This window comes from uncultured Streptococcus sp. (assembly GCF_905372115.1).
Classification (GTDB): domain Bacteria; phylum Bacillota; class Bacilli; order Lactobacillales; family Streptococcaceae; genus Streptococcus.
On sequence record NZ_CAJPNR010000032.1, the window covers coordinates 1 to 23,786 of the forward strand.

Here is a 23,786-nt window from a genome sequence, read left to right on the forward strand (position 1 = left end):
AGGTTATGTGTCATCTTCTCACGGCGCAAGTCCAGGTAGCGGTATTTCTGACGCAGGTCTTCCCCTGTATGGGCATGCTGGTCCAGCTCAAAAGGCAGGGCCTTGCTGCTAGCAATAACCTCAATCTTCTCTGCCCTCAGCTCAATCTGACCAGACTTGATGGACTTATTGACAAAACGCTCTTCCCGCTGAACCACTTGCCCCGTCACTGCTATGACATCCTCTTTGCCAATGACTTCCAGCTTAGCAAAGTCTTCAATCTCACCGCCGACAAAGACCTGAAGCAAACCTTCGCGATCTCGCAGCTCGATAAAGGCTAGCTTGCCGTGATTGCGGACATTGGCCACCCAGCCAGTCGCGGTCATGGTCTGTCCGACTTGCTCTAAACCATAGTTTCCGATAAAGATTTCTTTCATGTTCTTTCCCTCTCAAATCAATTTGTAGCTCCGCCCTGTTGTTCAGGATATTTGCCGCAGTTTTCCATCGTCTTCACCTGACCTACTGCAAAATAAAAAGCTTCCGTCTCTAAAACAGACGAAAGCCGTGGTACCACTGTTATTCGCCGCCCTAAAAGGCAGCCTCTGAGCTCGTAACGTGAGCGACGTTTGTGCTTAATCACACAAAAGATTACGAAACATGTTCTTCGATTTTTGCTTTCTTGGTGCTGCTCTCAGCTATCAGCACTCTCTGTGCAAGTCAGCAAGCCTACTCTGCTTCTCTTTTACTCTTAAATTGTATCTATTATAGTCGAACCCAGGACATTTTGCAAGTGGTTTAAGGCAAATTTGTGATTTTCCTCTGACAGAGAAGCCACTGCCGACTCTACCACCTGAATCTGATAACCCAGATTATAGGCATCAATCGCTGTATGCAAGACGCAAATATCCGTCAAGACTCCTGTCAAAATGACCGTATCTACCTTTCTTTCTCGCAATCGAATATCTAAATCCGTGCCGGAAAAGGCAGAATAATGGCGCTTATCCATCCAAAAGACCCGAGAGTCCGCTTGATGCTTGTCATAAAAATCAGCCAAAGGACCATAAAGATTGCGACCGCTAGTCCCTTTTATGTTATGAGGCGGGAACAGCTTGCTCTCAGGGTGAAAGGCATCATTCTCATCATGGGCATCAATAGCAAAGAAGATATAATCTCCTCGCTCAAAAGCCGACTTTGTTACTTGAGCAATGGCTTCAGAAATCGCCTGAGCTGGCGCTCCTGCTGTCAACTTGCCCTCATCTGCGACAAAATCAACTGTATAATCAATAGAAATCAGTGCTTTAGCCATTAGTAGTCCCTCTTTTTAATTTCATCAAAGACATCCGGAATCAGGACTTTCAGATAAGTTCCCTTCATTCCCAGTGAGCGGCTTTCAATAATCCCAGCACTTTCCAGCTTGCGCAAGGCATTAACAATAACTGAGCGGGTAATCCCAATACGGTCAGCAATGACAGATGCTGTCAGCTGGCCTTCATTGCCATTGAGCTCGCCCAGAATAGCTGAAACAGCTCTCAGTTCTGAGTAAGACAGGGTATTGACTGCCATGGTCACTGCTGTCCGGCGGCGGATATTTTTCTCATCCTCTTCCCGCTGGAAGTTAAGCAGCTGGATACCAACCACTGTGCTGGCAATCTCAATCAAAATCAGATCATCGTCCGCAAATTCCTTGTCATTGCGCCAGATAATCAATGAACCCAGACGAATCCCTGACACATGAATAGGAGCAATGGTGGTCAGCCCATCTGGAAACTCATCCTTGGTCTCCACTGGGAAAATCGTCAAATCATGTGCAACTGGCAGATTAGCCTCTGTTTCATAGACCAGATTGGCTTCGTGAACGTATTCCTCTGGGAAATTCTTATCCTGGAAAAAAGCTTCCACACGGTCATTATTGGTCTTGTAGCGCATGAAATAGCCTAAAAGACGGCCCTTGCTGTTGATAATGCAGGCATTGCAGTGGATAATATCAGCCAACTGACGCGTAATAGCATTGTAAGGTAGTTCTTCCTGCATCTGCTCTTCCGAGCGCTTCAAAATAGACGTAATTTTTCGTGTTTTTTCTAGTAAATTGGCCATGTTTTTACCTCATATTTATTAGCTTCATTGTAACATAAAAGCAGTAAAATTTCAATAATTATCTGAAAATTTTTTATTGAAAAACAATTACATACAATTCGATAAAATAAAGAATTTTTCAAGTATATGACTTGATATATCAAGCCATATTAAATAAAAAACAGTCAAGAATTTGACTGTTTTTGATTGATTTTGTTCTTTCTAATCAAGAGAACGTTTCTTGTAGAACAATTTCATAGCCATGAGCAGAAGCATTTGGCCTGCTAGAAGAAGCCAAGAAGAGTTTTCTCCTGTCTTAGGCAAGACATGACCTGAAGCAACTGCCTGTTTATGGTTTACAGGGCTAGCACTTTCAGCAGTTCCAGTTCCAACAGTTCCACTTTCAATAATTCCAGTTCCAGTAGTTGAAACAGTCGTATGTTGAGGAGCTCTTGCTTGTCCAGTTGGCAGAGAGCGAGCGAAGCGCTCCTCTGTATGAGCCAAAACAGACTGGTAATAGCGAATATCTTCTTCCTTATTTTGTTCTGCATAAGTTTGAGCTAGCAAGTCGTATGTCGCCTTAGCTTGTGCTTGAACTGCAGTTAAAACTGCTACTTTTGCTTCTTGATCTGTTTGAGCTGTAAGAGCCGCTTGGTAAGCTGCCTGAGCTACAGCTAACTTGCTTTTAGCTTGTTCCAAGTTTTCTTCTGCATTTTCAAGATTTGACAATGACTCTTTAGCTGTTTGCAAGGCTGCTTCAGCTGCTGTAAGAGCATTTTCAAGGTTAGTCTTTCTTTCTTTTGCTGCATTCAAAGCTGCGTCTAGCTGAGCCAACTTATCTGATTCAGTTTTTAGAGCTTCTTGAGCTGCGGCAACTGTTGCTTGAACAGCAGTCAGAGCTTCTTGAGCCTGAGTTAATTTGTCCGCTTTAGTCTTGTCATCCAAGTTTGAGTTTTGCAGAGCCGCTTGTGCTGCTGCCAAAGCTGCTTGATCAGCTGCCAACTTCTCTTGAACTGCTGCAAGAGCTGCTTGAGCCTGAGCAGTTGCTGACTCACCTGCTTGAGCTTGCGCCTGAGCAAGTTGCTGGTTGGCTTGCTCTAAAGCTGCAGCTCTCCGATTATAAGTAGATTGGGCAACTCCCTTAGATGCCAGAGCCAGTTGATTGGCCTTGAAGGCAGCATCATAGGCTGTTTGAGCCTTGGCTACTTCTTGCGGATCTACTTTTGCTGTTGGAGCTTTTCCTGTAATAGGGCTGGCATTGAAGTTCTTTTTGCTAGCATATTTGACTTGATCTTCTGACACCATGGTGAAATGAGCCATAGTGATGTCGCCTTCCATTGAGAAATCAACTCCCAGATAGTTTTTCTGGCGACCAGTATTGAGACCAGAGATTGATGTAGCATGCAGCCATTCGTAGCCATTAAACATGAATTCAACAACGGAATCATAAACCCGTCTCTTCATTTCAGCCACACTCATTTGACTAGCATTTTCTCTCCAGATATAGGCGTTTTCATAATATTGGAGACCTTTACTCTCCTGCTCAGCACTTGTGGTCATCAAACCATATTCACGCGCTACGCGGTTAATTCCTCGAGCGTCGTGATGGTATTTTTCCATCAAATCCCAGTTCCAGTTGTCTTTGCGGTATTCTGTTGCCACTTTATCAGCGAAATCAATTGAAGATGGTGTCACAACTACTTCACCTGTTCCCATCTGAGCACGCAGCTGGTTGATGAGTTCTGAAGCAAACTGTGAAAGTTCCTGACGAACATTCTGTGGAATATTGTTGGTATCAATCAAAGCTTTGCTATCTGTAGGTTCAGCCACATAACGATTGAGAGCCTTAGCACTGGCATTAAGTGCAGCCAGTCTATTTTGAATCTCATTAGTTTTTTGCTCTGATAAATTCGGTGCAATTAGCTCTCTCAAGGCTGCAATGTATTCCGGAGTCATAGACACACGGTTTTTATTGCTAGAAGCTTCAGTAGTAATCGTTCCAGCTTGAGCCTTTTTCAAAGCCTGTTGAGCTTGGTTCAAGTCTGACTGAGTCTTCTCAGCTGCAGCAGTTTTTTCCTGCAAGTTCTTCTGAGAAGCATCACGAGCCGTCTTAGCCTGAGTCTGGTTGGTCTGAGCTTTTGCAACCTCAGCCTGCTTCTGACTGTCAGTCTGACGAGCTGTAGCTACTTTTGCTTGAGCTGTTTCAACAGCAGACTGGTCAGCTGCCACCTTATCTTGGGCTGCTTTCACATTCTTTTCTGCCTTAGCTGTAGCTTCACCGCTTAGGTTGGCCTGAGCTTCCTTCACGTCATTTTGCGCTTTAGCAAGTCGTCCTTCTTGAGTTTTCGCTTGCTCTTGAGCTTCTTTAGTCTTGGCTGCCTGAGCATCGCGCTCAGCTTCAGCCGTCTTGGTTGCTTGGTCAGCTTTAGCCAGTTCTGACTTGTTGCTGTCCACTTGAGCTTTTTGATTGCTCTCTTCTTGCTTAGCTGTTTCAATAGCTTCCGGACCAGCTTTATCAGCTGCCTCCTGTGCCCGGTTAGCTTCAGCTTGTGCTTGCTCGACCTGACTTTGAGCCGCAGCAGTATTTGCCTGAGCCTGAGCCAAATCAGCTTTCCCTTGTGCAACATTGCTGTCGGCTTCTTGTACAAGAGCCTGAGCAGCGTCTACCTGTTCTTTCGAAACAGATTCATCCTTCTGTGTGTTTTCTGCCTGTGGTTGGCTTTGACTAACGGGCGCATCAGAATAAGACTGATTATCAACTAATTGATCAGCCTGAACTCCTTCTGCGAGCACCAAAGACAATGCCGCTGCACTGACAGAAAAAGCACTAAGTGTCTTTTTCATTGTCAATATAATCTCCTCCACTTTTTCATCATTGTTAAAAACATTGACAAACACATTCTACCATGTTTGTCTTCTGGAAGGAAGACGCTAACACATTTTTTTAAGCATTTTTGGACAGATATATAAAAAATGTTGGACAAAATCCTAAAAAATGTCGGTAAAAGCACCTATAATTTTTACCAAACAGGCTCAAATTGAATTTCCAGAGCATCTAAATTTTTTTGTTTCAATTCCAATTCAGCTATAAAGGTAAAATAAATTAAGTATAATAAAGAAGAAAAAGACTGGAACATTGTCCAGCCTTATTTTCTTATCATTTTTTCAATTTTAACGACGGTATTGTTGTAAGAAGCGCGTCATTTTTTCTTGGATTTGAGCTAGCTCATCTACTCTAGGCAGATAAACGATTCGGAAATGATCTGGGTCCTTCCAGTTAAAGCCTCGTCCATGGACGAGAAGGACTTTTTCCTGCTTGAGGAAATTGAGCACAAACTGCTCATCATCGTCGATGCGATACATGTTCCGGTCAATTTTCGGGAAAATATAGAGACCGGCTTTAGGTTTTACAGCTGATAGCCCCGGGATATCCTGAATAGCCTGATAGATGAAATTACGCTGCTCATAGATACGGCCACCTGGCAAGAGCAGTTCATCCACAGATTGGTGACCGCCAAGTGAAGTTTGGACGACCTGTTGAGCCAAGACATTGGAGCACAGGCGCATGTTGGAGAGCATGTTTAACCCTTCAATATAACCCTTAACATGATGCTTAGGCCCAGATAGCACCATCCAGCCAACCCGGAAGCCTGCAATGCGATGCGACTTAGAAAGACCATTCATGCTGACACAGAAGATATCCGGAGCTAGACTAGCCACAGGGGTGTGGACATTGCCATCCATCACCATGCGGTCATAGATTTCATCCGCAAAGATAATGAGATTATTTTGGCGAGCAATTTCCACAATTTCCAGCAGAAGTTCCTTAGGATAAAGTGCTCCCGTTGGATTGTTAGGGTTGATGATAATGATAGCCTTGGTATTAGATGTGATTTTTGACTTGATATCGTCAATATCTGGATACCATTCTGCCTGCTCATCACAGACATAGTGAACAGCATTCCCACCAGCCAGACTGACTGCAGCCGTCCAGAGTGGGTAGTCTGGCATTGGCACCAGCACCTCGTCCCCGTCATCCAACAATCCCTGCATGGACATGACAATCAGCTCGCTGACGCCATTTCCCAGATAAATATCATCAATATCTACATTAGGAAAATTCTTAAGCTGGCAGTACTGCATAATGGCCTTGCGGGCTGAAAAAATCCCCTTGGAGTCAGAGTAGCCCTCACTGTCACGCGCATTCATAATCAAATCATGAATGACCTCATCTGGAGCGGTAAAACCAAATTCAGCCGGATTCCCTGTATTGAGGCGGAGAATCTTTTCACCATTGGCCCGCATGCGCATAGCTTCATCCAAAACTGGACCGCGAATATCATAGGCAACATGTTCCAGCTTGCTGGACTTGTCAAATTCTTTCATTCTTATTTTTCCTCTATTCATCAGAATGTTATCATTATACCACCAGAAAAAGCGATTGACAACAAAAAATAAACTCACTTTTCATATAATTAAAAAGAGAATTTTAGGATACAAAGCGCTATTCTCCTTCTAATTCCTCAAAGTAACGGACTCTTTCTCAGCTTGCAATTTTCTGACAGCATTTCCATTTTATCTTTACTTTTTTTCTGAAAAGGGTTACAATAGAAACAAGAAAATAGTTGCAAATCACTCGGACGTTATGGACTGATTGATTTTCGGTCAGCCTAATCATTCTGTGAATGATGCGACGTCCTTTGCCGACCATTTTAAAAGGAGGTAGCTCTATGACTCAGAAATATGAAAACATTATGGTTGCTGTAGATGGTTCTCACGAATCCGAACTAGCCTTTGAAAAGGGCGTTAACGTGGCTCTCCGAAACGGCTCTCGTCTCACCATCGCCCACGTCATTGACACCCGGGCTTTGCAAAGTGTCTCAACCTTTGATGCAGATGTCTATGAGGACTTACAAGAAGATGCCAAAAAGCTGACAGCTGAGTTGAAAGAAAAGGCTCAAAAATCCGGTATTAAGTATGTTGACATTGTCATTGAGATGGGCAATCCCAAGACTCTCTTGGCTACAGATATCCCAGAAGAGCACAAGGTAGATTTGATCATGGTTGGTGCTACCGGTCTCAATGCATTTGAACGGCTGCTAGTTGGCTCTTCCTCCGAATATATCTTGCGCCACGCCAAGGTTGACTTGCTCGTGGTCAGAGACTCAGAAAAGACTTTATAAAAACTAGAGCAGTTCAGTTACTGCTCTAGTTTTCTTCTTTCTGCTCTATGCTACGCTGGTAGGCCTGAATTTGTCGTTCCAGTTCTTCTTTAATTGCTCCTTCAGGAGCATATTTTTCTTCCCAGTCATCTGGTTTGAGGATTTTATGGGTGACGGGGTCAAAGTGAGCCTTCCCGTCTGGGAAAATTTTGCCCATATTGGCCCGATGGACAATATCGAACAGTTGCTCTGGATCAACTCCCATCAGGACAAAGCTGCCATAAGTGAAGTATAGAGTATCAATCAAGGCATCTACCTGACCGACTAGAGAAACCTCAGCCTGACTCTTGGAGCGAACTTTATCAGCAGCCTTGTCAAGCGCCTGATGAAGGTAGGCTACAGAACTGTCAAAGTCTTCCTCTGACTTACTAGCTGCTCGCAGAAACTCGACCAGTTCTTCTAGCTTAAAGCCTGCCCGATAGCGAGCGTCCTGAGGCGTCCAGGCAATCGGTTCTTCTTGAGTGCTTTCATCCATGACACTATGGAACTCTTTAACCTTATTAAAGTGATGGTCGCTACTGGTAAAGACCTTTTCCCTCGCTAGGATACCAAAATGCTCCAGAGCCTTATGAATCCCATCCTGACTATTGCTACTAGTTGTGTGCTTGGCCACTTCCTTGACCGAGCTGGTTCCATTTCCCATAGCAATGGATAGGCCAACTCCCGATAGCATTTCCAAGTCATTGTCAGAGTCGCCGAAGGCCATGACCTGATGAATGTCAAAGCCGTATTCCTTGCCGACTCGGCGAATCCCCTCTAGCTTAGACGTGTCTTTATTGATAATATCGACCGCATAGGGGCTGCTGCGGGTAAATTTCAAATCTGGAAAGTCCGCTTCAATCTTGCGGCTTTCTTCTGGACTGGCCAAAATCAAAGCTTGGTAAATCGGCTCCTGAATCAGCTGCAGGAGATCCTTTTCATGCTGGGGCAAGGCCTTGCTGATGACCTTATTAAAACCATGACTGACTGTTCGCGCCATTCTCTTAGGGATGAAGCGGCTAGTCCACTGAGAGAACGGGCTCATGCCGAAGGACATAATCTTGGAGCCCAGCATAGCCTCAGCCGTTCCCAAGGAAATTTCTTTCCGATGCTTCTTAGCATAGGCGATTAAATCCCGCAAACTCTGCTTGTCAATGGGGGTGGCAGAAATCACTCTGTCTCTTGAAAAAATATACTGGCCATTATAGGTCACAGCAAAGTCTAAGTCCAATTGCTCCATAAAAGGTTTGACAAAGAAAGGACCGCGGCCTGTTGCCAAACCGACCAATATTCCTTGCTCCTTTAAACTCTGAATAGCCTTTTCTGTAGATTTCAAAACCGTTCGACTGTCATTGACCAGTGTCCCATCAATATCAAAAAAGACGGCCTTTACTTCCATTGATTTTCTCATTCTTTCCTTTTATGATACAATAAATTATAACACAAAAATGACATACAATCACATGAATTGCAGAAAAGAAAAACTGGAGTAATATCTATGCAACGGAATTGAAAACTCCATGAAAACAGAATGTAAGTTTTCGAGTCTGCATCATAACTATAAGGAGAAAAAGGATTTATGACAAAGAAAATCTTGGTCCTGCACACAGGAGGAACCATTTCCATGCAGGCTAACGGCTCTGGGGCTGTCGTCACCAATGCTGATAACCCTATGAACCATGTGACAGTCCCGCTAAAGGGGATTGAGACGGAAGTCATTGACTTTTTTAATATTCCCAGTCCTCATATCACGCCCCAACACATGCTCAAACTTTACCAGAAAATCAAAGCCAGTGCTGACCAATTTGACGGAGTAGTCATTACTCATGGGACGGACACTTTAGAAGAGACGGCTTACTTTCTGGATACTATGCAGCTGCCGAAGATTCCGGTCGTTCTGACCGGGGCTATGCGCAGTTCCAATGAGCTGGGGAGCGACGGAGTCTATAACTACCTGACAGCCCTGCGGGTGGCTAGTGATGAAAAAGCCAGTGATAAAGGCGTGCTTGTCGTTATGAATGACGAGGCACATGCTGCCAAGTATGTAACTAAGACCCATACGACCAATGTCAGCACCTTCCAAACGCCGACTCACGGACCGCTTGGCTTGATTATGAAGCAGGAGATTCTCTATTTTAAGGCAGCGGAGCCTCGAGTCCGCTTTGACTTGAACAGCATCTCTGGCCTGGTGCCCATCATTCCAGCTTATGCGGGTATGAAGACAGAGTTGCTGGATATGCTGGATTTAGACAAGATAGACGGCCTCATCATAGAAGCATTCGGTGCTGGCAACCTCCCCAAGGAAGTAGCTGACAAACTGGCTGATATGATAGCTGACGGCCTGCCAGTTGCTCTGGTCTCTCGCTGTTTTAACGGAATTGCTGAGCCAGTCTATGCTTATGAAGGTGGCGGCGTTCAGCTGCACCAGGCTGGTATCTTCTTCGTCAAAGAGCTCAATGCCCAAAAAGCCAGAATCAAACTGCTCATCGCCCTGAATGCTGGACTCAAAGGTCAAGAACTCCGAGATTATATGAAAGGCTGAAAAAATCCCTATTTATTTTCTTTAAATCAAAAAGTGCTAAGTAACCTTAGCACTTTTTTGACTCATTCATATTCTAACACTGGGAAAACTTCATTGAATCGCTGTGCTTAGAAGATAACCTCAAACAGAGACTCTAGAATTTCAAAAATATAATCACTTACCATAGGTCACCTCCATTTTCTGAGCTTGCTTAAATGTCTTCGGATAGTGGACTTTGATTGTAAGTTTCATAGCTTTTACCTCGCTTATCATGAATCCTTTAAGAGCAAAAACGAAACTCTTGGAGCGTTTGACTTCAAGTTTGGTCCCTAATCTTTTTGTTCTTACTTGGATATAAGAATACAGCCCTAAACTTAAGAATCTCTTATAGATTTCTTAGGGAAAGCTTATAATCAAAGAAGTCCAGCAGCAATCCTTATCTACCATTTGAAACGAACAAGTCTTTTCAATCAAATACAAAAAAACTTCACCGATCGGGTGAAGCTTGTGATTTATTAGGAGATTGATGATGAAAAAATTCTAAATTATTCTATTTCTTTGAGTAACTCATAACTCGCAAGTCTTCTAGTCTTCAAGCTTTGGTTACAGGATTTTAAGGGATGCTTAGATTGTCATTGGTCCTACCTCTTTCTTTGATTTGACAATAGTATAATCCCTCAAACTTAAAGCCTACTTATAAATAACTTGCAGGAAACTTAATCCAAAGAACTCTTAATCTAGGTAATCTCGCTTGTCCAAATGAAGAGCAATCAAGTGCCAATTAGGATCTGTCCGCCAGTTCGGATCAGCTGTAATCTGGCTGGCAACCTTTCTGGCTTCTTCTAAAATCGGATAATCTTCCACGATGTCAGCCACTTGAAACTCTGGTATACCAGACTGCCGAGTACCAAAGATTTCTCCAGAGCCTCGCATTTTCAGATCCTCTTCAGCCAGCAGGAAACCATCGGTCGTCTCAGTCATGATTTTCATGCGGCGCTTGCCCGACTCCGTCTTGGGATTGGCAACAAGGACGGCATAAGACTGCTTGCTCCCTCGGCCGACACGGCCTCTTAGCTGATGAAGCTGGCTGAGTCCAAAGCGGTCCGCATCCATGATGACCATCACCGTAGCATTGGGGACGTTGACTCCGACCTCAATGACCGTGGTAGAGACCAGAATATCAGTCCGTCCTTCCTTGAAGTCCTGCATAATCGCCTCTTTTTCCTCGCTCTTCATCTTGCCATGAAGCAGGGCCACTTGTACCTGCTGACCAAAATAGGCTGTCAATTCTTCTTCTAGGGCAATGGCATTCTTAAGATCCAAAGCTTCTGACTCCTCAATCAAAGGAGAAATAAAGTAGACCTGAGCGCCCTTATGAAGCTCTTTTTTAAGCCAGTCGAGGACGACTTCCAGCTGCTCATGCTTGACCCAGCGGGTGATGATAGGCTTGCGTCCTGCCGGCATCTGGTCAATGATAGAGACATCCATATCACCAAATGCTGTAATAGCAAGGGTTCTGGGAATAGGTGTCGCCGTCATCATGAGGACATCAGGATTGTCTCCCTTTTCCCGTAAAATCCGGCGTTGTTCCACACCAAAGCGATGCTGCTCGTCAATAATGACCAAGCCCAATGCATGGTAACGGACTCCTTCCTGAATCAGGGCATGGGTTCCGACAATCATGTCCACCTGACCCTTTTCAATCGCTGCCAAAGTTTCCCGACGTTCAGCTGCTTTCATTCCTCCAGTTAGCAGGGCAAGCTTCAATTCTGGAAATAGCTGAGCTAGGCTGTCAAAATGCTGCTCAGCCAAAATTTCTGTTGGAACCATCAGAGCAGACTGAAAGCCAGCTGTGTAAACAGCATACATAGCCAGACCAGCGACTACAGTCTTTCCACTTCCCACATCCCCCTGCAGCAGGCGATTCATGTGTCCAGGCGACCGCAAATCCTGCAAAATCTCTGTCAGACTGCGCTCCTGAGCCGAAGTCAGCTCAAAAGGCAAGCTCTGCTTTTTCTCGGCCACAGCATCCGACTGCCAATCAATCTTCAATCCATTGCTGACAGCCTTGGTTTCTCTCTTTAAGACCTGCAGCTGCATCTGGAAATAAAAGAGTTCTTCAAATTTAACCCGCCGAAGAGCCTGCTTGTAGTCCGTCAAGTCCTTTGGAAAATGCATGGCCCGTACAGCCTCCACTCTACTCACCAGCTGGTAGCGTTCCAGCAGGGACTGGGGCAGATTTTCCTCTAAGAGCAAGTCCAATCCCTGGTCAAAGGCAGTCTTAATCAGCTTGACCAGACTGACCTGACTAATTCCCTGAGCCAGTCGATAGACAGGCTGCAAGTCGTCCTCTACCTGGGCCAGCAGTTTCATGCCAGTCAGACTAGCCTTAGCTTTGTCCCACTTGCCAAAGACGGCTACATTAGCTCCCACTTCAATCTTGTCCGCCAGATAAGGCTGGTTAAAGAAATTAACTGCCAGAGCGACTTCTCCCTGCTTGATGGTAAAGCGCAGGCGGTTGCGTTTGTAGCCATAATACTGGACATTAGCTGGAGTCACGACCTGACCAGAAACAACCGCCTTTTCTCCATCCTCCAAGTCTAGGACATTCTTACTCTTAAAATCCTCATAACGAAAAGGAAAATAAAGCAGCAAATCCTGCAAGGTCTCTAGACCCAGCTTGGTAAATTTTTCTGCTGATTTCGGTCCCACACCAGGCAGAACCGTCAAAGGTTGGTGTAAATTCATAATTCCTCTTTCAGTTCTGATACTGCTGCGGTGCTAATATCGCAGACAGGGGGGCTAAGCTAGAACATTATCAGATACTCCAAGCTGTTCCCTGCATTAATCCTCTTAGTTTTTATAGACCCTCGGTACACGGTCGCTAATCAAACAAACCACCTCATAGTTAATGGTGCCACGCTTTTCTGCCACATCTGTCGCTGTAATGGTCTCTGCTCCGCTATTTCCAATCAACACAACCGGAGTGCCAAGGGGATAAGCCTGAGGCAGGCGCACTGTAATCTGGTCCATGGAAACGCGGCCGACAATAGGGCAGCGATGACCATCAATCAAGATATCAAATCCTTGCATATCGCGTGTCCAGCCATCTGCATAACCCAAAGGAATGGTACCAATCCACTCTTGAGACTTGCTGGTGTAGGTGGCTCCATAGCCAACATCTGCTCCAGCCTCAACCTCCTTGACATGCACCAATTCTGAGACCAGAGTCAAGGCAGGCTTGAATTCATAAGGAAGTTCCAAGACTCTTCCGCTAGGGTTGAGACCATAGATGATATCCCCCAGCCGAACTGCATTTAGAACGGTCTCGCTGTGCCAGAGAGAGGTGGCGGAATTACTAGCGTGAACGAGAGGAGGCACACTGTCTAGCTCAGATAAGATCTGATGAAAACGAGCCAGCTGGGCTTCAAACTTATGGTGGTCCGCTTCATCTGCCGTTGCAAAGTGGGTAAAAATTCCCTCTGCGACAGCCCCAGCAGTCCGCAAGCGATGGATTGCCTCCTGAGCTTCCTGACTATCACGAAAACCAATCCGCCCCATACCAGAGTCAATCTTGATATGAAAATTCAATCCTGTTAAGTCTTTTTCCGCAGCTAAAGCTAAATCCAACCACTCCAGACTGGCTACGGTCAGAGACACCTTTCCCTTTCTAGCCAGCGGAAGCGCAGCCAAATCTGACACTCCTAGCACCAGAATTTTTTTTCCAATGCCAGCTGAGCGCAGCTCCAAGGCTTCATCAATATTAGACACACAAAATCCATCTACGAGGGGCTCAATGTGCTTAGAAACCTCAATAGCTCCGTGGCCATAAGCATTGGCTTTAACGACAGCCCACTTTTCTGTCGTCTGAGGCAGATGGGCACTCAGTTGTCTAATATTAAAAGCAATGGCAGCTAAATCAATCACTGCCTTGCTGGGTCTATGCAGACTAGCTTTCATCATTTTCCTCCAAAATTACGCTGGCTGTAACTAGGCCAGCAGCGTGGCTGAGCGAGATCCAAACCTTGCCAGTAAAAGGTGACCGGCTGAAATAAGGCGCTCCCTGACGGTCATTTAAAATCTCCAAGTCCTGAAACCTAAGCTTACCGATACCGGTTCCCCAAGCTTTAGAAAAAGCCTCCTTGGCAGCCCACCGGCCAGCCAGAAATTCGATTTTCCGCTTGGCAGATAACTCCTCAAAACGAGAAAGCTCCGCCTCGGTCAGCACCTTCCTTGCAAAGCGGGCATTTTTCAGATAGGCTCGCTCAATGGCAGCCAACTCTTCTATATCAATTCCGTGTCCTTTTATCATATCATTCTCTGGAAAGGCGACAAAACTCAGCTGGGCCGCCAGCTGAGTTCGTCTTCACCCGACAGTTAGTCCTCTTTACAGGTCAAGACTGTCCCTTTCAATTTTCCTTATTTATCTAAAGTGTTGTAAATTTCTTCAATGAGCTGAACAGTATTGTCCCAGCCCAGGCAAGGATCGGTGATGGATTTACCAAAGACTTCCGGCTCATTTTGCCGGCCATCTTCCAGATAAGACTCAATCATAAAACCACGAACCGCTCTCTTAATCTTTTCGTTCCAATCCCGATTAAGTAAGGTCTGACGCACAATCCTAATCTGTTCCAGATATTGCTTGCCAGAGTTATCGTGATTGGTATCAATGACGATGAAAGGATTCTCCAAGCCCATCTTTTCATAGTAGGAAATGGCATCCAGCATATTTTCATAGTAGAAATTTGGAATGTTCTTACCAAATTCATTGGTAGCCCCACGCAGAATAACGTGAGCCAAAGGATTCCCAGAGGTTTCTACTTCCTGACCATGAAAAAGGAAAGTCTGCTTATTTTGTGCCGCATAGACAGCGTTAAACATAACACCCAGATTGCCAGAAGTCGGATTTTTCATGCCGACCGGAGCATCAATACCTGACGCCACAAAACGATGCTCCTGGTCTTCAACTGAGCGGGCACCCACAGCATGATAGCTAACCAAGTCATCTACCAGCACAAGATTGGACGGATAGAGCATCTCATCAGCCGTCGTCAGACCAGTCTCTGTAATGACGCGGTAGTGCAGCTGACGAACTGCCTGCAAACCATTGATAAGGCTAGGTGCTTTAGAAGTATCCGGCTGGTGAACTAAGCCCTTATAGCCATCCCCATTGGTCCGCGGCTTAGCAGTATAGACGCGCATTACGATAAAAATCTTATCCGCGACCTTCTTCTGCAGCTCTGACAAACGGCGGGCATACTCCAGCACAGCCTCTTCATTGTCCGATGAACAAGGGCCAATCACCAAGAGAATACGCTCGTCTTCACCACTGAGAATCTCAGCCAATTCTTGGTCTCGCTTATTTTTATGAGCCAAGGCCTGACCAGTCAGTCTGGTTCTGGACTTAATCTGCTCAATGTCAATCTTCTGACCTTTTTCTATAAATGCCATACTATTTTCCTAATGTATCATAAATTTCACGAACCAGCTGTTCTGTATTGGCCCAGCCCAGACAAGGATCAGTAATGGACTTGCCAAAGACTTCTGGTTCGTCCTGACGACCGTCTTCCAGATAAGACTCAATCATAAAGCCACGTACTGTAGCCTTAATCTTTTCATTCCAGTCCCGGTTAATCAGAGTCTGGCGAACGATACGAACCTGCTCCAGATACTGCTTACCAGAGTTATCATGATTGGTGTCAATGATGATAAAGGGATTTTCTAAGCCCATTTTTTCATACTGGGCAATGGTATCCAGCAAATTATCATAATAATAGTTAGGAATATTCTTGCCGTATTCATTAAGGGCACCACGCAAGATAGCATGCGCCAAAGGATTTCCAGATGTTTCGACTTCCTTACCTGAAAAGAGGAAACTCTGCTTGTTCTGAGCTGCATAGATGCCGTTAAACATGACATTGAGATTGCCAGACGTCGGATTTTTCAAGCCAGTCGGCAAATCCGCTCCACTAGCTACAAAGCGGTGCTGCTGGTCTTCGACCGAGCGAGCTCCTACAGCCATGTAAGAAATCAAATCATCTACCAGAGGCAGATTTTCTGGATAGAGCATCTCATCAGCCGTGGTCATACCTGTCTCAGAAATAACCCGATAGTGCAGATTGCGGACTGCCTTGATGCCGTTAATCAGACTTGGAGCGGCCGTCGCATTAGGCTGATGAATAAGCCCTTTGTAGCCATCTCCATTCGTCCGAGGCTTGGCAGTATAAACACGCATGACCATGAAAATACGGTCTTTTACTTCTTCTTGGAGAGCAGATAGACGCTTGGCATACTCCAGCACCGCTTCTTCATTATCTGAAGAGCAGGGACCAATGACCAAGAGAATGCGGTCATCCTGACCACGCAGAATTGCTTCTAACTCTCGGTCACGCTTTTCCTTGCGAGCGAGCATGTCGCCTTCTAACTTAGCAAGTTGGCGAACTTCTGCCACATCAATGGGTTGACTGGTTGCTTTAAAGGTCATCTATTCTCCTTCTTTTACGCTTACTTTTTACGGCCGTGACAGTTCTTGAACTTCTTGCCAGAGCCACATGGACAAGGGTCGTTTCTCTTTACGTTAGACAGGTCTATATTATCAGGTATATTTGCCGCCTTAGCAGAGATATTGCGGGTAGCAGTCGTACTGATAGCACGCTCTGTCCGCGGACGCTCTTGCTCATGAATCTGCGCTTTCATCATCAGACGAGTCACATCAAATTCAATGGAGCCAATCATGTCGTTGAACATACGGAAACTCTCTGCTTGGTATTCGACAACTGGGTTATTTTGTGCATAACCACGCAGTCCAACAGCATTGCGCAGCTGGTCAAGGGCGTCGATATGGTCAGTCCACTTGCTGTCCACTACGCGCAGGATCAAGACCTTCTGGAATTCACGCACTGCTTCTTCGTCTCGCAGCTTAGCAATCTGACTGTCATAGACTTCCAGTGCACGTTCAAACAGATAATCTTTGATTTCTTGGTCAGATTTGCCTTCCAAATCGCTATCTGAAATAGAATCTTCTGAAACCAAGTTATACTTAGCAAAATTTAAAATCGCTTCAATCTTTTCATCCTGATCAGAGTGGCTGCTGCCATCAACGATACGGTTGATAGTCCGCTTAATCATAGCCTGGATTTCAGGACTGAGGTCACGGTCAGCAGTAATGACATCGTGGCGCTCGGCATAGATAATTTCCCGTTGCTCACGCATCACATCGTCATACTGCAAGACTTGTTTCCGCGTATCGTAGTTATTTCCTTCGACACGCTTCTGAGCTGCCTCTACCTGACGGGTCAGCATGCCAGACTTGATAACAGAATCTTCGTCACTAAGGTTCATTCGATCCAAGAGGGCTTTAATGCGCTCTGATCCAAAGCGGCGCATAAGCTCATCTTCCAGTGACAGGTAGAACTGTGACTCACCTGGGTCACCCTGACGACCTGAACGTCCGCGCAGCTGATTATCAATCCGGCGGCTTTCATGGCGCTCTGTACCAATAACACAGAGACCGCCCAGTTCGCGAACACCTTCACCCAACTTGATGTCGGTTCCCCGTCCGGCCATATTGGTCGCAATAGTAACCGCACCACGTTGGCCGGCGTTCATGATAATTTGTGCTTCTTTATAGTGGTTTTTCGCATTAAGAACTTCATGAGGAACCCCAGCTTCCACCAATTTCTTAGAAATATAATCACTGGTTTCAACCGCAACGGTACCGACCAGAACTGGCTGGCCTTTTTCATGACGCTCTTTAACATCCTGAACAACTGCCTTAAACTTAGAATCAATACTTGGGTAGAGCAGGTCAGAATGGTCAATACGTGCTACCGGACGGTTAGTTGGAATCGGAATAACACGAATGTTGTATGTTTCGCGGAACTCTTCTTCCTCCGTCTTAGCTGTACCTGTCATGCCGGACAGCTTCTTATACATACGGAAGAGGTTCTGATAAGTAATAGAAGCAGAAGTCTTTGTTTCTTCCTGAATCGGCACACCTTCTTTGGCTTCAATCGCTTGGTGGAGACCGTCAGAGTAACGACGTCCTTCCATTGTCCGACCAGTAAACTGATCGACAATCAGAATTTCCTGATCTTCACTGACCACATAGTCAATGTCAAGGAGCATGATGTAGTTAGCTCGCAGAGCATTGTCGATAAAATGAGTCAGGGCAACATTTTCAATATCGTAGAGATTGTCCAGCTTGAAGTAGCTTTCTGCCTTATCAATCCCTGAGTCAGACAGACCAATCGTCTTAGACTGAACATCGATGATGTAGTCGTCCTTATCCAGAGATTTGACATAGTGGTCAGCCATATGATAAAGCTGGTTGGTATCTGAAGAAACCGGTCCGGATACAATCAATGGTGTCCGAGCTTCGTCAATCAGGATTGAGTCCACCTCATCGACCAAGGCATAGTTGAGTGGGCGCTGTACCATGTTTTCAGCGCGGACTACCATGTTATCACGCAGGTAGTCAAAGCCGATCTCAGCATTGGTTGAATAGGTAATGTCGCAAGCATATGCTTCTTTCTTTTCAGATGGAGACTTAGCAGCCAGATTGATACCGACAGAAAGGCCCAGCCAAGAGTAGAGTTCTCCCATTTCGGTCGCGTCACGCTCAGTCAGGTATTCGTTGACTGTGACAACGTGTACTCCTTTGCCTGCAAGGGCATTTAAGTAAACTGGCATCGTCGCAGTCAAGGTTTTTCCTTCACCGGTACGCATCTCTGGAACGTCACCATGATGGAGAACGATTCCTCCCATAACCTGAACCTTATAAGGGAAAAGGCCCAACACTCGCTTAGCTCCTTCACGGACAACCGCAAAAGCTTCAAATAAGAGCTGATCTAAAGTTTCGCCATCAGCATAGCGCTTCTTGAATTCTTCTGTTTTTGCCTGAAGTTCTTCATCAGACAAAGCTGCCATGTCGTCTTCATAAGCCAAGACCTTGTCAGCCATTTTTTCTAATTTTCTTAATTCACCTTTATCATTTTCAATGATAGTCTTTAAAATATTCGCCATTTTTTTCCTTACTATATAATAATCTTTCTGATTTTTAGAATGTTCTTTTCATTATAGCATGTTTTCCTATATCTTTCAAGAATGAAAAAAGCAAAAAAGCTCCATTAGACTGTGCTTACAGAACTGGGAGAGGTCAGGATATTCGAGGATGATTTATACATGATTAACTACGTGCTTTTTAATCTATATTTTTCTCCTCTCAGTTTAGAGTATGCTTTTACATCTTAATTGTATCGCATTTGGATTTTTTAGAGGAATCTTCAATTTGCACCTGCATAGCATGATTTATTGGCTAGCACCTTACGGAACTAGACGGGCTGACAGTTATATAAACGAAAACCAGCACCTAAAGTGTACTGACTCTAAAAAGTTAGATTTTTATGTCTAACTTTTGTAGCGTAGCACAAAGGCACTGGTTTTTTATATGGGGATACCATCCGTATTTCACTTTCCCTTAGCGGGGAATTATAATATTGGTCCTAATACTTCAAGCCCCCCCGACAAACTAGCCTTGCCAGTCAGCTGGATAGGTCACATAGATAAAGCGGGCCTTATCTCTGACAGAGAACTGAATGTCACTGCCTTTAGGGATGAAGAGTACTTCACCAGGGCCAGCTGTCATGACTTCGTCACCAACGATAATATCAAGACGCCCTTCAATAACATAGTCCACTTCATCATAGTCCAGATGCCAAGGGAAAGTTGTCTTTTCCATAGTCATCAGACCCAAGCCCAATCTTGGGCTTTCGTCTAAGGTCAGCAAGTCTCGTGTATAAACTTGATGGCTTGAATCACCTGTATCCAAGCGATCTTCTGGACGAACATCAAGACCAGGCAGAGCGATAGAAGCTACGCCTGCCTTGCTGACTTTTTTCCCACCATCTTTAGTGGCTAATTCTTCCAATAGAATCTTACGAACCAATGTTTCTAGGTCAGAACGATTAATATCTGCCATACTTCATACCTCCAAGTCTAAGCTTCCTTCTTCGTTAAGAAGAAAGCCAGTAATACCGCTGTGATACCGCCGACAAATTTACCAATCATCATCGGCACAATCATTTCCGGTTTTTGACCAGCTGTGAAGCCTAGGTGATCTCCGATAACAAAGGAAGCAGATACGGCAAAGGCTACGTTAATAATCTTACCGCGTTTGTCCATATCCTTCATCATCTGGAACATGGCAATGTTATTAGCTAGAGAAGCTACCAAACCAGCTGCACCAACTTCGTTCATTCCTAGGGATTTTCCGATAGCAGAAAGCGGTTTGTTGGCTACCTTGGTAAAGACAGCTACCAGACCAAAGGCTCCAGCCAAGGTTACGGCAATCGTTCCGACAACTTCAAAGGCTTCTTTCAGTGTCTCAGCACCTTTTGGATAGATGCTGATGAGCCATTCATTTCCAGTCAGAAGCTGCGCTGCACCAAAAGCCAAACCAAGCGTTGCCAAGATAACAATAATCTGACCAAACACTTCAAAACCTTTAATCATGGCATTAGGTGCCAAAAGCAATCCTATGAAAATCAGAGCAGATACAATGATAATCGGGATAAGATTGACAACCAAGGTTCCAAAAGGCAGACCTGGCACGAAAATTCCTCCGAGGAGGCAGCCAATCGGAACAGTTACCAAACCGTATAGGATTCCGCGAGCCAAAAGCGGACGGTCATCTTTTTCGATAATACCCAAGGCAACTGGAATCGTAAAGACGATGGTTGGCCCCATCATAGAGCCCAGTACAAAGGCAGCAAAATTTCCTACCGCCGGATCCTGAGCCAGACTGAGAGCCAGAGGAGCTCCTCCCATATCATTGGCAATGAAGGTTGTCGCAAAGATAGACGGGTCAGCGCCTACCAAGCCATACAAAGGCACGACAATCGGTTTCAAGACATCCGCCAAGAGGGGAGCGATTACCATAATCCCAGCCATAGACAGAGCCAAAGCTCCCATAGCCATGATACCTTCTTCAAATTTTTCACTTAGTCCTAGTTTGCCACCGATACATTTATCCACTGCACCGATCAGCATGAATAGAACCATGATATAAATGATAATTTCATTGATACTCATAACATTACCTTAGTTTCTAATATTCTTCATCACTGTGATAGTCAACCTTGTCAATGATAGCCACAACGACCATATCCACAGGGATATTCGTCTTATTTAGGCTCATCCGGGCAGAACTGCCAGTGGTTACCATTACTTGGTCTCCTTCGCCTGCACCGATGCAGTCGGCCACAATAAGCAGAGCTGGGTCACTTTGATGTTCATTTAGCTGCCGTTCGACCACTAAAAATTTCAAACCATTTAAATTTTCGTCTTTTCTAGTCGCCCAAAGGCTTCCTTTTACTTTACCAACAAACATCTCTACCCACTCCTTTATTCTATGATTTCTATTTTTTGACGTTTTAGATAATCTCTCGCCAAGGCTGTCACAATCATTCCTTTTTCTATTTTAAAGTTTCCATTTTCAGGTAAGCCCATTTCTCTCAGCCTCTTCTCTGTAAGCAAAACCGGCTTGCTCGGAGCCTTAGTCTTCTGGCTGACTTCTTCTGCCACCGCCCGTTTCACTTCCGGGCGAGGCTCTTCAGCCTGATCGCTTTCTAGGAGTGCTAAGAGTTGGCCTTCTTTATAAAATTGCAGACCGTAGCGAATCAGCTTTTCTCGCTGTCCCTGCAGTTCCTGATACAAGTACACTTTAGAAGATTGCTTGTACTGCTGAATAGCAAAGGCGCTGTCTGATACGAGGACTTTTTTGCCTTTCAAAAGACTCTTTAAAATGACTGCTTCCTCCACCGCTAAAGGGCAAAGGGATGAGAGTCTTAGAAAAGCATCAAAACCAAGCGACTCAACAACAACAATCTCTGCTGTGCAAGAATCTTTTACGACTTGAAAGCCTTCCCCTTCTAATAAGTCAGGAATCTTATCGCCTCCAATGACGTATACCGAGGGTTTCTGAGGCTTTTTCTTCAACTTTTCCATCAGGCGGTCTGTAATCAAATCTACCAAATGATCTAGATTTTCCATTCTTTACCTACCTTTTATTTGCTCATAGGACTTATTTTTTAATAATCCGTCCGCGTGTTCCTTTTTTGAAACCACAAGCATTGGCTTCATCGTAGTCGATATGCATATAGGTTGCAAATTTAGGACTAACACGGATGACCACATCATCAAATATCAGCGGACGAGCACCTTCTACTCTGACTTGTACAATCTCGTGATTTTTTACATTCAGACGTTCGGCATCTTCCGGTGTCATATGAACATGACGCTTAGCTACGATCAGACCCTTATCCAGACAAACTGCCTTGTCTCCATGAGCCAAGATAACACCCGGTGTTCCTTCAATATCGCCACTTTCGCGAATGGGTGCCTTGGTACCCAGCTGCAAACAGTCTGTCAGGGAAACTTCTACCTGAGAATGTTTGCGAACAGGTCCCAGAATAACCACATTGTGAAAAGCGCCTTTTGGACCGACAACCGTCAGCCTTTCTTGACTAGCGAACTGGCCTGGCTGTGATAGGTCTTTTGCTTTTGTTAATTGATAGTTGGGACCAAACAAGGCTTCCAAATCTTCCTGACTCAAATGGACATGACGTCCGCTCGCTTCTACCTCAAATGACCCCTGCAATTCTTCCTGAACTTTATCAATTACTTTATTTACCAAATTTTCTAAAGTCATTGCTGTTCTTCTTTCTCTTGTTATTAGCTTGCTATCAACCAGAGCAAGACTTCAATTGATTTTAATAATTGAGAAACCTTACAAGCAAATTGATCTCTGTCACCATCAGCAGCCTGCTCCAATTCTTTGCGCAGGAGGGTCGTTTCGATATATGTTTCATAGCAATTCAGCTGCCAAGTCGGCTCCTGATAACTCATCATAACCGTCTCTTGATCGAGCTGTCGACTGACCCGAACGGCCTGCAATTCTGCATTGCTAGGCAGGTCTGTCTGGTAATCAGAAATATCATCCAGAATATGCTGACCAACGATTTGTTCTACTATGTTCAATAGTTGGCCAACTTGCTCACACTTTTCATCCTGAAAAGCCTGATGCAAATCTCTCTGGTTCTTCAAAAAGCAAGTATAAAGTTTAGTCAGTCTAAATAGTCGTGGATACACAGCAGAGTCCTCAAGGTTTGTAATCGGTACCCTGATAGCATCAACAGCTGAGGCTGTTTTCCCTTTGGCCTGACCTGAACAGATAATTCGAATATGGTGATCATTGAGAAAACCTCTGGCTGCTGGCGTCAGTTTTTCATCTTTGTTTAATTCAAAGACACCGTTATCAGCGAGAACGGATTCTCTATAAAGCTTTCTGATCTTAGCTTCTGTAAAAACTGACATGTATTCACATCCTTCTACTCCGTTGATACTCTGTGAAAATCAATCTGATACTCTCCGAAAATCAACATTTCCTTTTAAGTATAGAGCTACCGCCCATAAGCTTCATTTTCACTGAGTATTCTATTTGCCTCAGGGGCCTGTATCAGGCCTAAACGCTATAATACAGACCCCTTCAGCAAATATTTATCTGTCCCAGATTATTTGGGCAGAATAACTTCCACTTCAGCATGTGGACGTGGAATTACGTGAACTGAAATCAATTCACCAACGTTTTCAGCTGCAGCTGCTCCAGCATCTGTCGCTGCTTTGACTGCGCCGACATCACCACGAACCATTACAGTTACCAATCCAGCACCGACTTGTTCTTTACCAATCAAAGTTACGTTAGCGGCTTTAACCATTGCATCAGCTGCTTCGATTGCGCCGACGAGTCCTTTTGTTTCTACCATTCCTAATGCATTTGCGTTTGCCATGTTTATTTCCTCCGATTATTTTCTTGTTTTTAAGTTTATATGAAAGTCTGTAATCTTATTCTTGATGAGGCAAGATTACTTCTACTTCTGCGTGTGGACGTGGGATTACATGAACTGAAATCAATTCACCAACGTTTTCAGCTGCAGCTGCTCCAGCATCTGTCG

At 44.8% G+C, this 23,786-nt stretch carries 21 protein-coding genes and 1 pseudogene; 2 read left to right on the plus strand and 20 right to left on the minus strand.

Features of this window, described 5'->3' with window-relative positions; genetic code table 11:
- The 5 genes from QZ169_RS08460 to QZ169_RS08480 all read right to left on the minus strand — a co-directional run.
- The coding region (locus QZ169_RS08460; RefSeq protein ID WP_295506367.1) for an OB-fold nucleic acid binding domain-containing protein at positions 1–416 on the minus strand (416 nt) is incomplete at its 3' end.
- Between the two features lie 311 nt (positions 417–727).
- Entirely contained in the window at positions 728–1,285 is a 558-nt protein-coding gene (locus QZ169_RS08465; RefSeq protein WP_295504155.1) for a cysteine hydrolase family protein, read from the minus strand.
- Entirely contained in the window at positions 1,285–2,073 is a 789-nt protein-coding gene (gene codY / locus QZ169_RS08470) for a GTP-sensing pleiotropic transcriptional regulator CodY (protein ID WP_002903941.1), read from the minus strand. Before codY ends, QZ169_RS08465 begins: the two co-directional genes overlap by 1 nt.
- 201 nt (positions 2,074–2,274) lie before the next feature.
- Complete coding sequence (locus QZ169_RS08475; protein ID WP_367113031.1) at positions 2,275–4,950, minus strand: SEC10/PgrA surface exclusion domain-containing protein; 2,676 nt, start codon at positions 4,948–4,950, stop codon at positions 2,275–2,277.
- A gap of 273 nt (positions 4,951–5,223) precedes the next feature.
- The gene (locus QZ169_RS08480) at positions 5,224–6,438 is read right to left on the minus strand and encodes a pyridoxal phosphate-dependent aminotransferase (RefSeq protein WP_268684372.1); all 1,215 of its coding nucleotides are present in this window, start codon (positions 6,436–6,438) and stop codon (positions 5,224–5,226) included.
- Between the two features lie 344 nt (positions 6,439–6,782).
- Between QZ169_RS08480 and QZ169_RS08485 the strand changes: the two genes are divergently transcribed.
- A complete protein-coding gene (locus QZ169_RS08485) occupies positions 6,783–7,235 on the plus strand; it encodes a universal stress protein (RefSeq protein ID WP_101772078.1) in 453 nt (150 codons plus the stop codon).
- A 25-nt stretch (positions 7,236–7,260) separates the two neighbouring features.
- On the opposite strand, the gene QZ169_RS08490 is transcribed toward QZ169_RS08485, so the two are convergent.
- Positions 7,261–8,652, minus strand: a complete 1,392-nt coding sequence (locus QZ169_RS08490) for a Cof-type HAD-IIB family hydrolase (RefSeq protein WP_295504224.1) — start codon at positions 8,650–8,652, stop codon at positions 7,261–7,263.
- A 180-nt stretch (positions 8,653–8,832) separates the two neighbouring features.
- Here QZ169_RS08490 and QZ169_RS08495 point away from each other — a divergent pair, with 180 nt between their 5' ends.
- Positions 8,833–9,795, plus strand: a complete 963-nt coding sequence (locus QZ169_RS08495; protein WP_295504149.1) for an asparaginase — start codon at positions 8,833–8,835, stop codon at positions 9,793–9,795.
- A 711-nt stretch (positions 9,796–10,506) separates the two neighbouring features.
- Here the strand turns inward: QZ169_RS08495 and recG are convergent.
- The 14 genes and pseudogenes from recG to QZ169_RS08565 all read right to left on the minus strand — a co-directional run.
- Complete coding sequence (gene recG, locus QZ169_RS08500) at positions 10,507–12,522, minus strand: ATP-dependent DNA helicase RecG (protein ID WP_295504147.1); 2,016 nt, start codon at positions 12,520–12,522, stop codon at positions 10,507–10,509.
- A 105-nt stretch (positions 12,523–12,627) separates the two neighbouring features.
- Complete coding sequence (gene alr / locus QZ169_RS08505) at positions 12,628–13,734, minus strand: alanine racemase (protein WP_295504223.1); 1,107 nt, start codon at positions 13,732–13,734, stop codon at positions 12,628–12,630.
- Positions 13,724–14,086 (minus strand): holo-ACP synthase, encoded by a 363-nt coding sequence (gene acpS, locus QZ169_RS08510; protein ID WP_295504145.1) that lies wholly within the window; start codon positions 14,084–14,086, stop codon positions 13,724–13,726. Before acpS ends, alr begins: the two co-directional genes overlap by 11 nt.
- Positions 14,087–14,193: 107 nt before the next feature.
- Positions 14,194–15,225 carry a 3-deoxy-7-phosphoheptulonate synthase gene (locus tag QZ169_RS08515; RefSeq protein ID WP_295504143.1) on the minus strand — a complete coding sequence of 344 codons (1,032 nt, stop codon included), beginning with the start codon at positions 15,223–15,225 and terminating at the stop codon, positions 14,194–14,196.
- A gap of 1 nt (position 15,226) precedes the next feature.
- Positions 15,227–16,258, minus strand: a complete 1,032-nt coding sequence (locus QZ169_RS08520; protein ID WP_002919532.1) for a 3-deoxy-7-phosphoheptulonate synthase — start codon at positions 16,256–16,258, stop codon at positions 15,227–15,229.
- A 20-nt stretch (positions 16,259–16,278) separates the two neighbouring features.
- Positions 16,279–18,798, minus strand: coding sequence for a preprotein translocase subunit SecA (secA, locus tag QZ169_RS08525; protein WP_295504141.1), 2,520 nt, complete (start codon positions 18,796–18,798; stop codon positions 16,279–16,281).
- Between the two features lie 505 nt (positions 18,799–19,303).
- Positions 19,304–19,753 carry a cupin domain-containing protein gene (locus QZ169_RS08530; protein ID WP_002898196.1) on the minus strand — a complete coding sequence of 150 codons (450 nt, stop codon included), beginning with the start codon at positions 19,751–19,753 and terminating at the stop codon, positions 19,304–19,306.
- 17 nt (positions 19,754–19,770) lie between these two features.
- Positions 19,771–20,865, minus strand: coding sequence for an ethanolamine utilization protein EutH (locus QZ169_RS08535; RefSeq protein WP_002910474.1), 1,095 nt, complete (start codon positions 20,863–20,865; stop codon positions 19,771–19,773).
- 16 nt (positions 20,866–20,881) lie between these two features.
- On the minus strand, positions 20,882–21,163 hold the full coding sequence (locus QZ169_RS08540) for a EutN/CcmL family microcompartment protein (RefSeq protein ID WP_002896356.1): 282 nt from the start codon (positions 21,161–21,163) through the stop codon (positions 20,882–20,884).
- A 14-nt stretch (positions 21,164–21,177) separates the two neighbouring features.
- Positions 21,178–21,825 carry a hypothetical protein gene (locus QZ169_RS08545; RefSeq protein ID WP_002915823.1) on the minus strand — a complete coding sequence of 216 codons (648 nt, stop codon included), beginning with the start codon at positions 21,823–21,825 and terminating at the stop codon, positions 21,178–21,180.
- A 31-nt stretch (positions 21,826–21,856) separates the two neighbouring features.
- Positions 21,857–22,483 (minus strand): ethanolamine utilization phosphate acetyltransferase EutD, encoded by a 627-nt coding sequence (gene eutD, locus QZ169_RS08550; protein ID WP_002896361.1) that lies wholly within the window; start codon positions 22,481–22,483, stop codon positions 21,857–21,859.
- A 23-nt stretch (positions 22,484–22,506) separates the two neighbouring features.
- Positions 22,507–23,148 carry a hypothetical protein gene (locus QZ169_RS08555; RefSeq protein WP_295504138.1) on the minus strand — a complete coding sequence of 214 codons (642 nt, stop codon included), beginning with the start codon at positions 23,146–23,148 and terminating at the stop codon, positions 22,507–22,509.
- Between the two features lie 197 nt (positions 23,149–23,345).
- Positions 23,346–23,621 carry a propanediol utilization microcompartment protein PduA gene (gene pduA, locus QZ169_RS08560; protein ID WP_002896373.1) on the minus strand — a complete coding sequence of 92 codons (276 nt, stop codon included), beginning with the start codon at positions 23,619–23,621 and terminating at the stop codon, positions 23,346–23,348.
- 55 nt (positions 23,622–23,676) lie between these two features.
- A pseudogene (locus tag QZ169_RS08565) lies at positions 23,677–23,786 on the minus strand (ethanolamine utilization protein EutM); the annotation flags it as partial.

Bases quoted from the DNA above. Each gene is read 5' to 3' on its own strand.
- QZ169_RS08465 (WP_295504155.1), bottom strand. From the start codon at position 1,285: ATGGCTAAAGCACTGATTTCTATTGATTATACAGTTGATTTTGTCGCA.
- codY (WP_002903941.1), bottom strand. From the start codon at position 2,073: ATGGCCAATTTACTAGAAAAAACACGAAAAATTACGTCTATTTTGAAG.
- QZ169_RS08480 (WP_268684372.1), bottom strand. From the start codon at position 6,438: ATGAAAGAATTTGACAAGTCCAGCAAGCTGGAACATGTTGCCTATGAT.
- QZ169_RS08485 (WP_101772078.1), top strand. From the start codon at position 6,783: ATGACTCAGAAATATGAAAACATTATGGTTGCTGTAGATGGTTCTCAC.
- QZ169_RS08490 (WP_295504224.1), bottom strand. From the start codon at position 8,652: ATGGAAGTAAAGGCCGTCTTTTTTGATATTGATGGGACACTGGTCAAT.
- QZ169_RS08495 (WP_295504149.1), top strand. From the start codon at position 8,833: ATGACAAAGAAAATCTTGGTCCTGCACACAGGAGGAACCATTTCCATG.
- recG (WP_295504147.1), bottom strand. From the start codon at position 12,522: ATGAATTTACACCAACCTTTGACGGTTCTGCCTGGTGTGGGACCGAAA.
- alr (WP_295504223.1), bottom strand. From the start codon at position 13,734: ATGAAAGCTAGTCTGCATAGACCCAGCAAGGCAGTGATTGATTTAGCT.
- acpS (WP_295504145.1), bottom strand. From the start codon at position 14,086: ATGATAAAAGGACACGGAATTGATATAGAAGAGTTGGCTGCCATTGAG.
- QZ169_RS08515 (WP_295504143.1), bottom strand. From the start codon at position 15,225: ATGGCATTTATAGAAAAAGGTCAGAAGATTGACATTGAGCAGATTAAG.
- QZ169_RS08520 (WP_002919532.1), bottom strand. From the start codon at position 16,258: ATGACCTTTAAAGCAACCAGTCAACCCATTGATGTGGCAGAAGTTCGC.
- secA (WP_295504141.1), bottom strand. From the start codon at position 18,798: ATGGCGAATATTTTAAAGACTATCATTGAAAATGATAAAGGTGAATTA.
- QZ169_RS08530 (WP_002898196.1), bottom strand. From the start codon at position 19,753: ATGGCAGATATTAATCGTTCTGACCTAGAAACATTGGTTCGTAAGATT.
- QZ169_RS08535 (WP_002910474.1), bottom strand. From the start codon at position 20,865: ATGAGTATCAATGAAATTATCATTTATATCATGGTTCTATTCATGCTG.
- QZ169_RS08540 (WP_002896356.1), bottom strand. From the start codon at position 21,163: ATGTTTGTTGGTAAAGTAAAAGGAAGCCTTTGGGCGACTAGAAAAGAC.
- QZ169_RS08545 (WP_002915823.1), bottom strand. From the start codon at position 21,825: ATGGAAAATCTAGATCATTTGGTAGATTTGATTACAGACCGCCTGATG.
- eutD (WP_002896361.1), bottom strand. From the start codon at position 22,483: ATGACTTTAGAAAATTTGGTAAATAAAGTAATTGATAAAGTTCAGGAA.
- QZ169_RS08555 (WP_295504138.1), bottom strand. From the start codon at position 23,148: ATGTCAGTTTTTACAGAAGCTAAGATCAGAAAGCTTTATAGAGAATCC.
- pduA (WP_002896373.1), bottom strand. From the start codon at position 23,621: ATGGCAAACGCAAATGCATTAGGAATGGTAGAAACAAAAGGACTCGTC.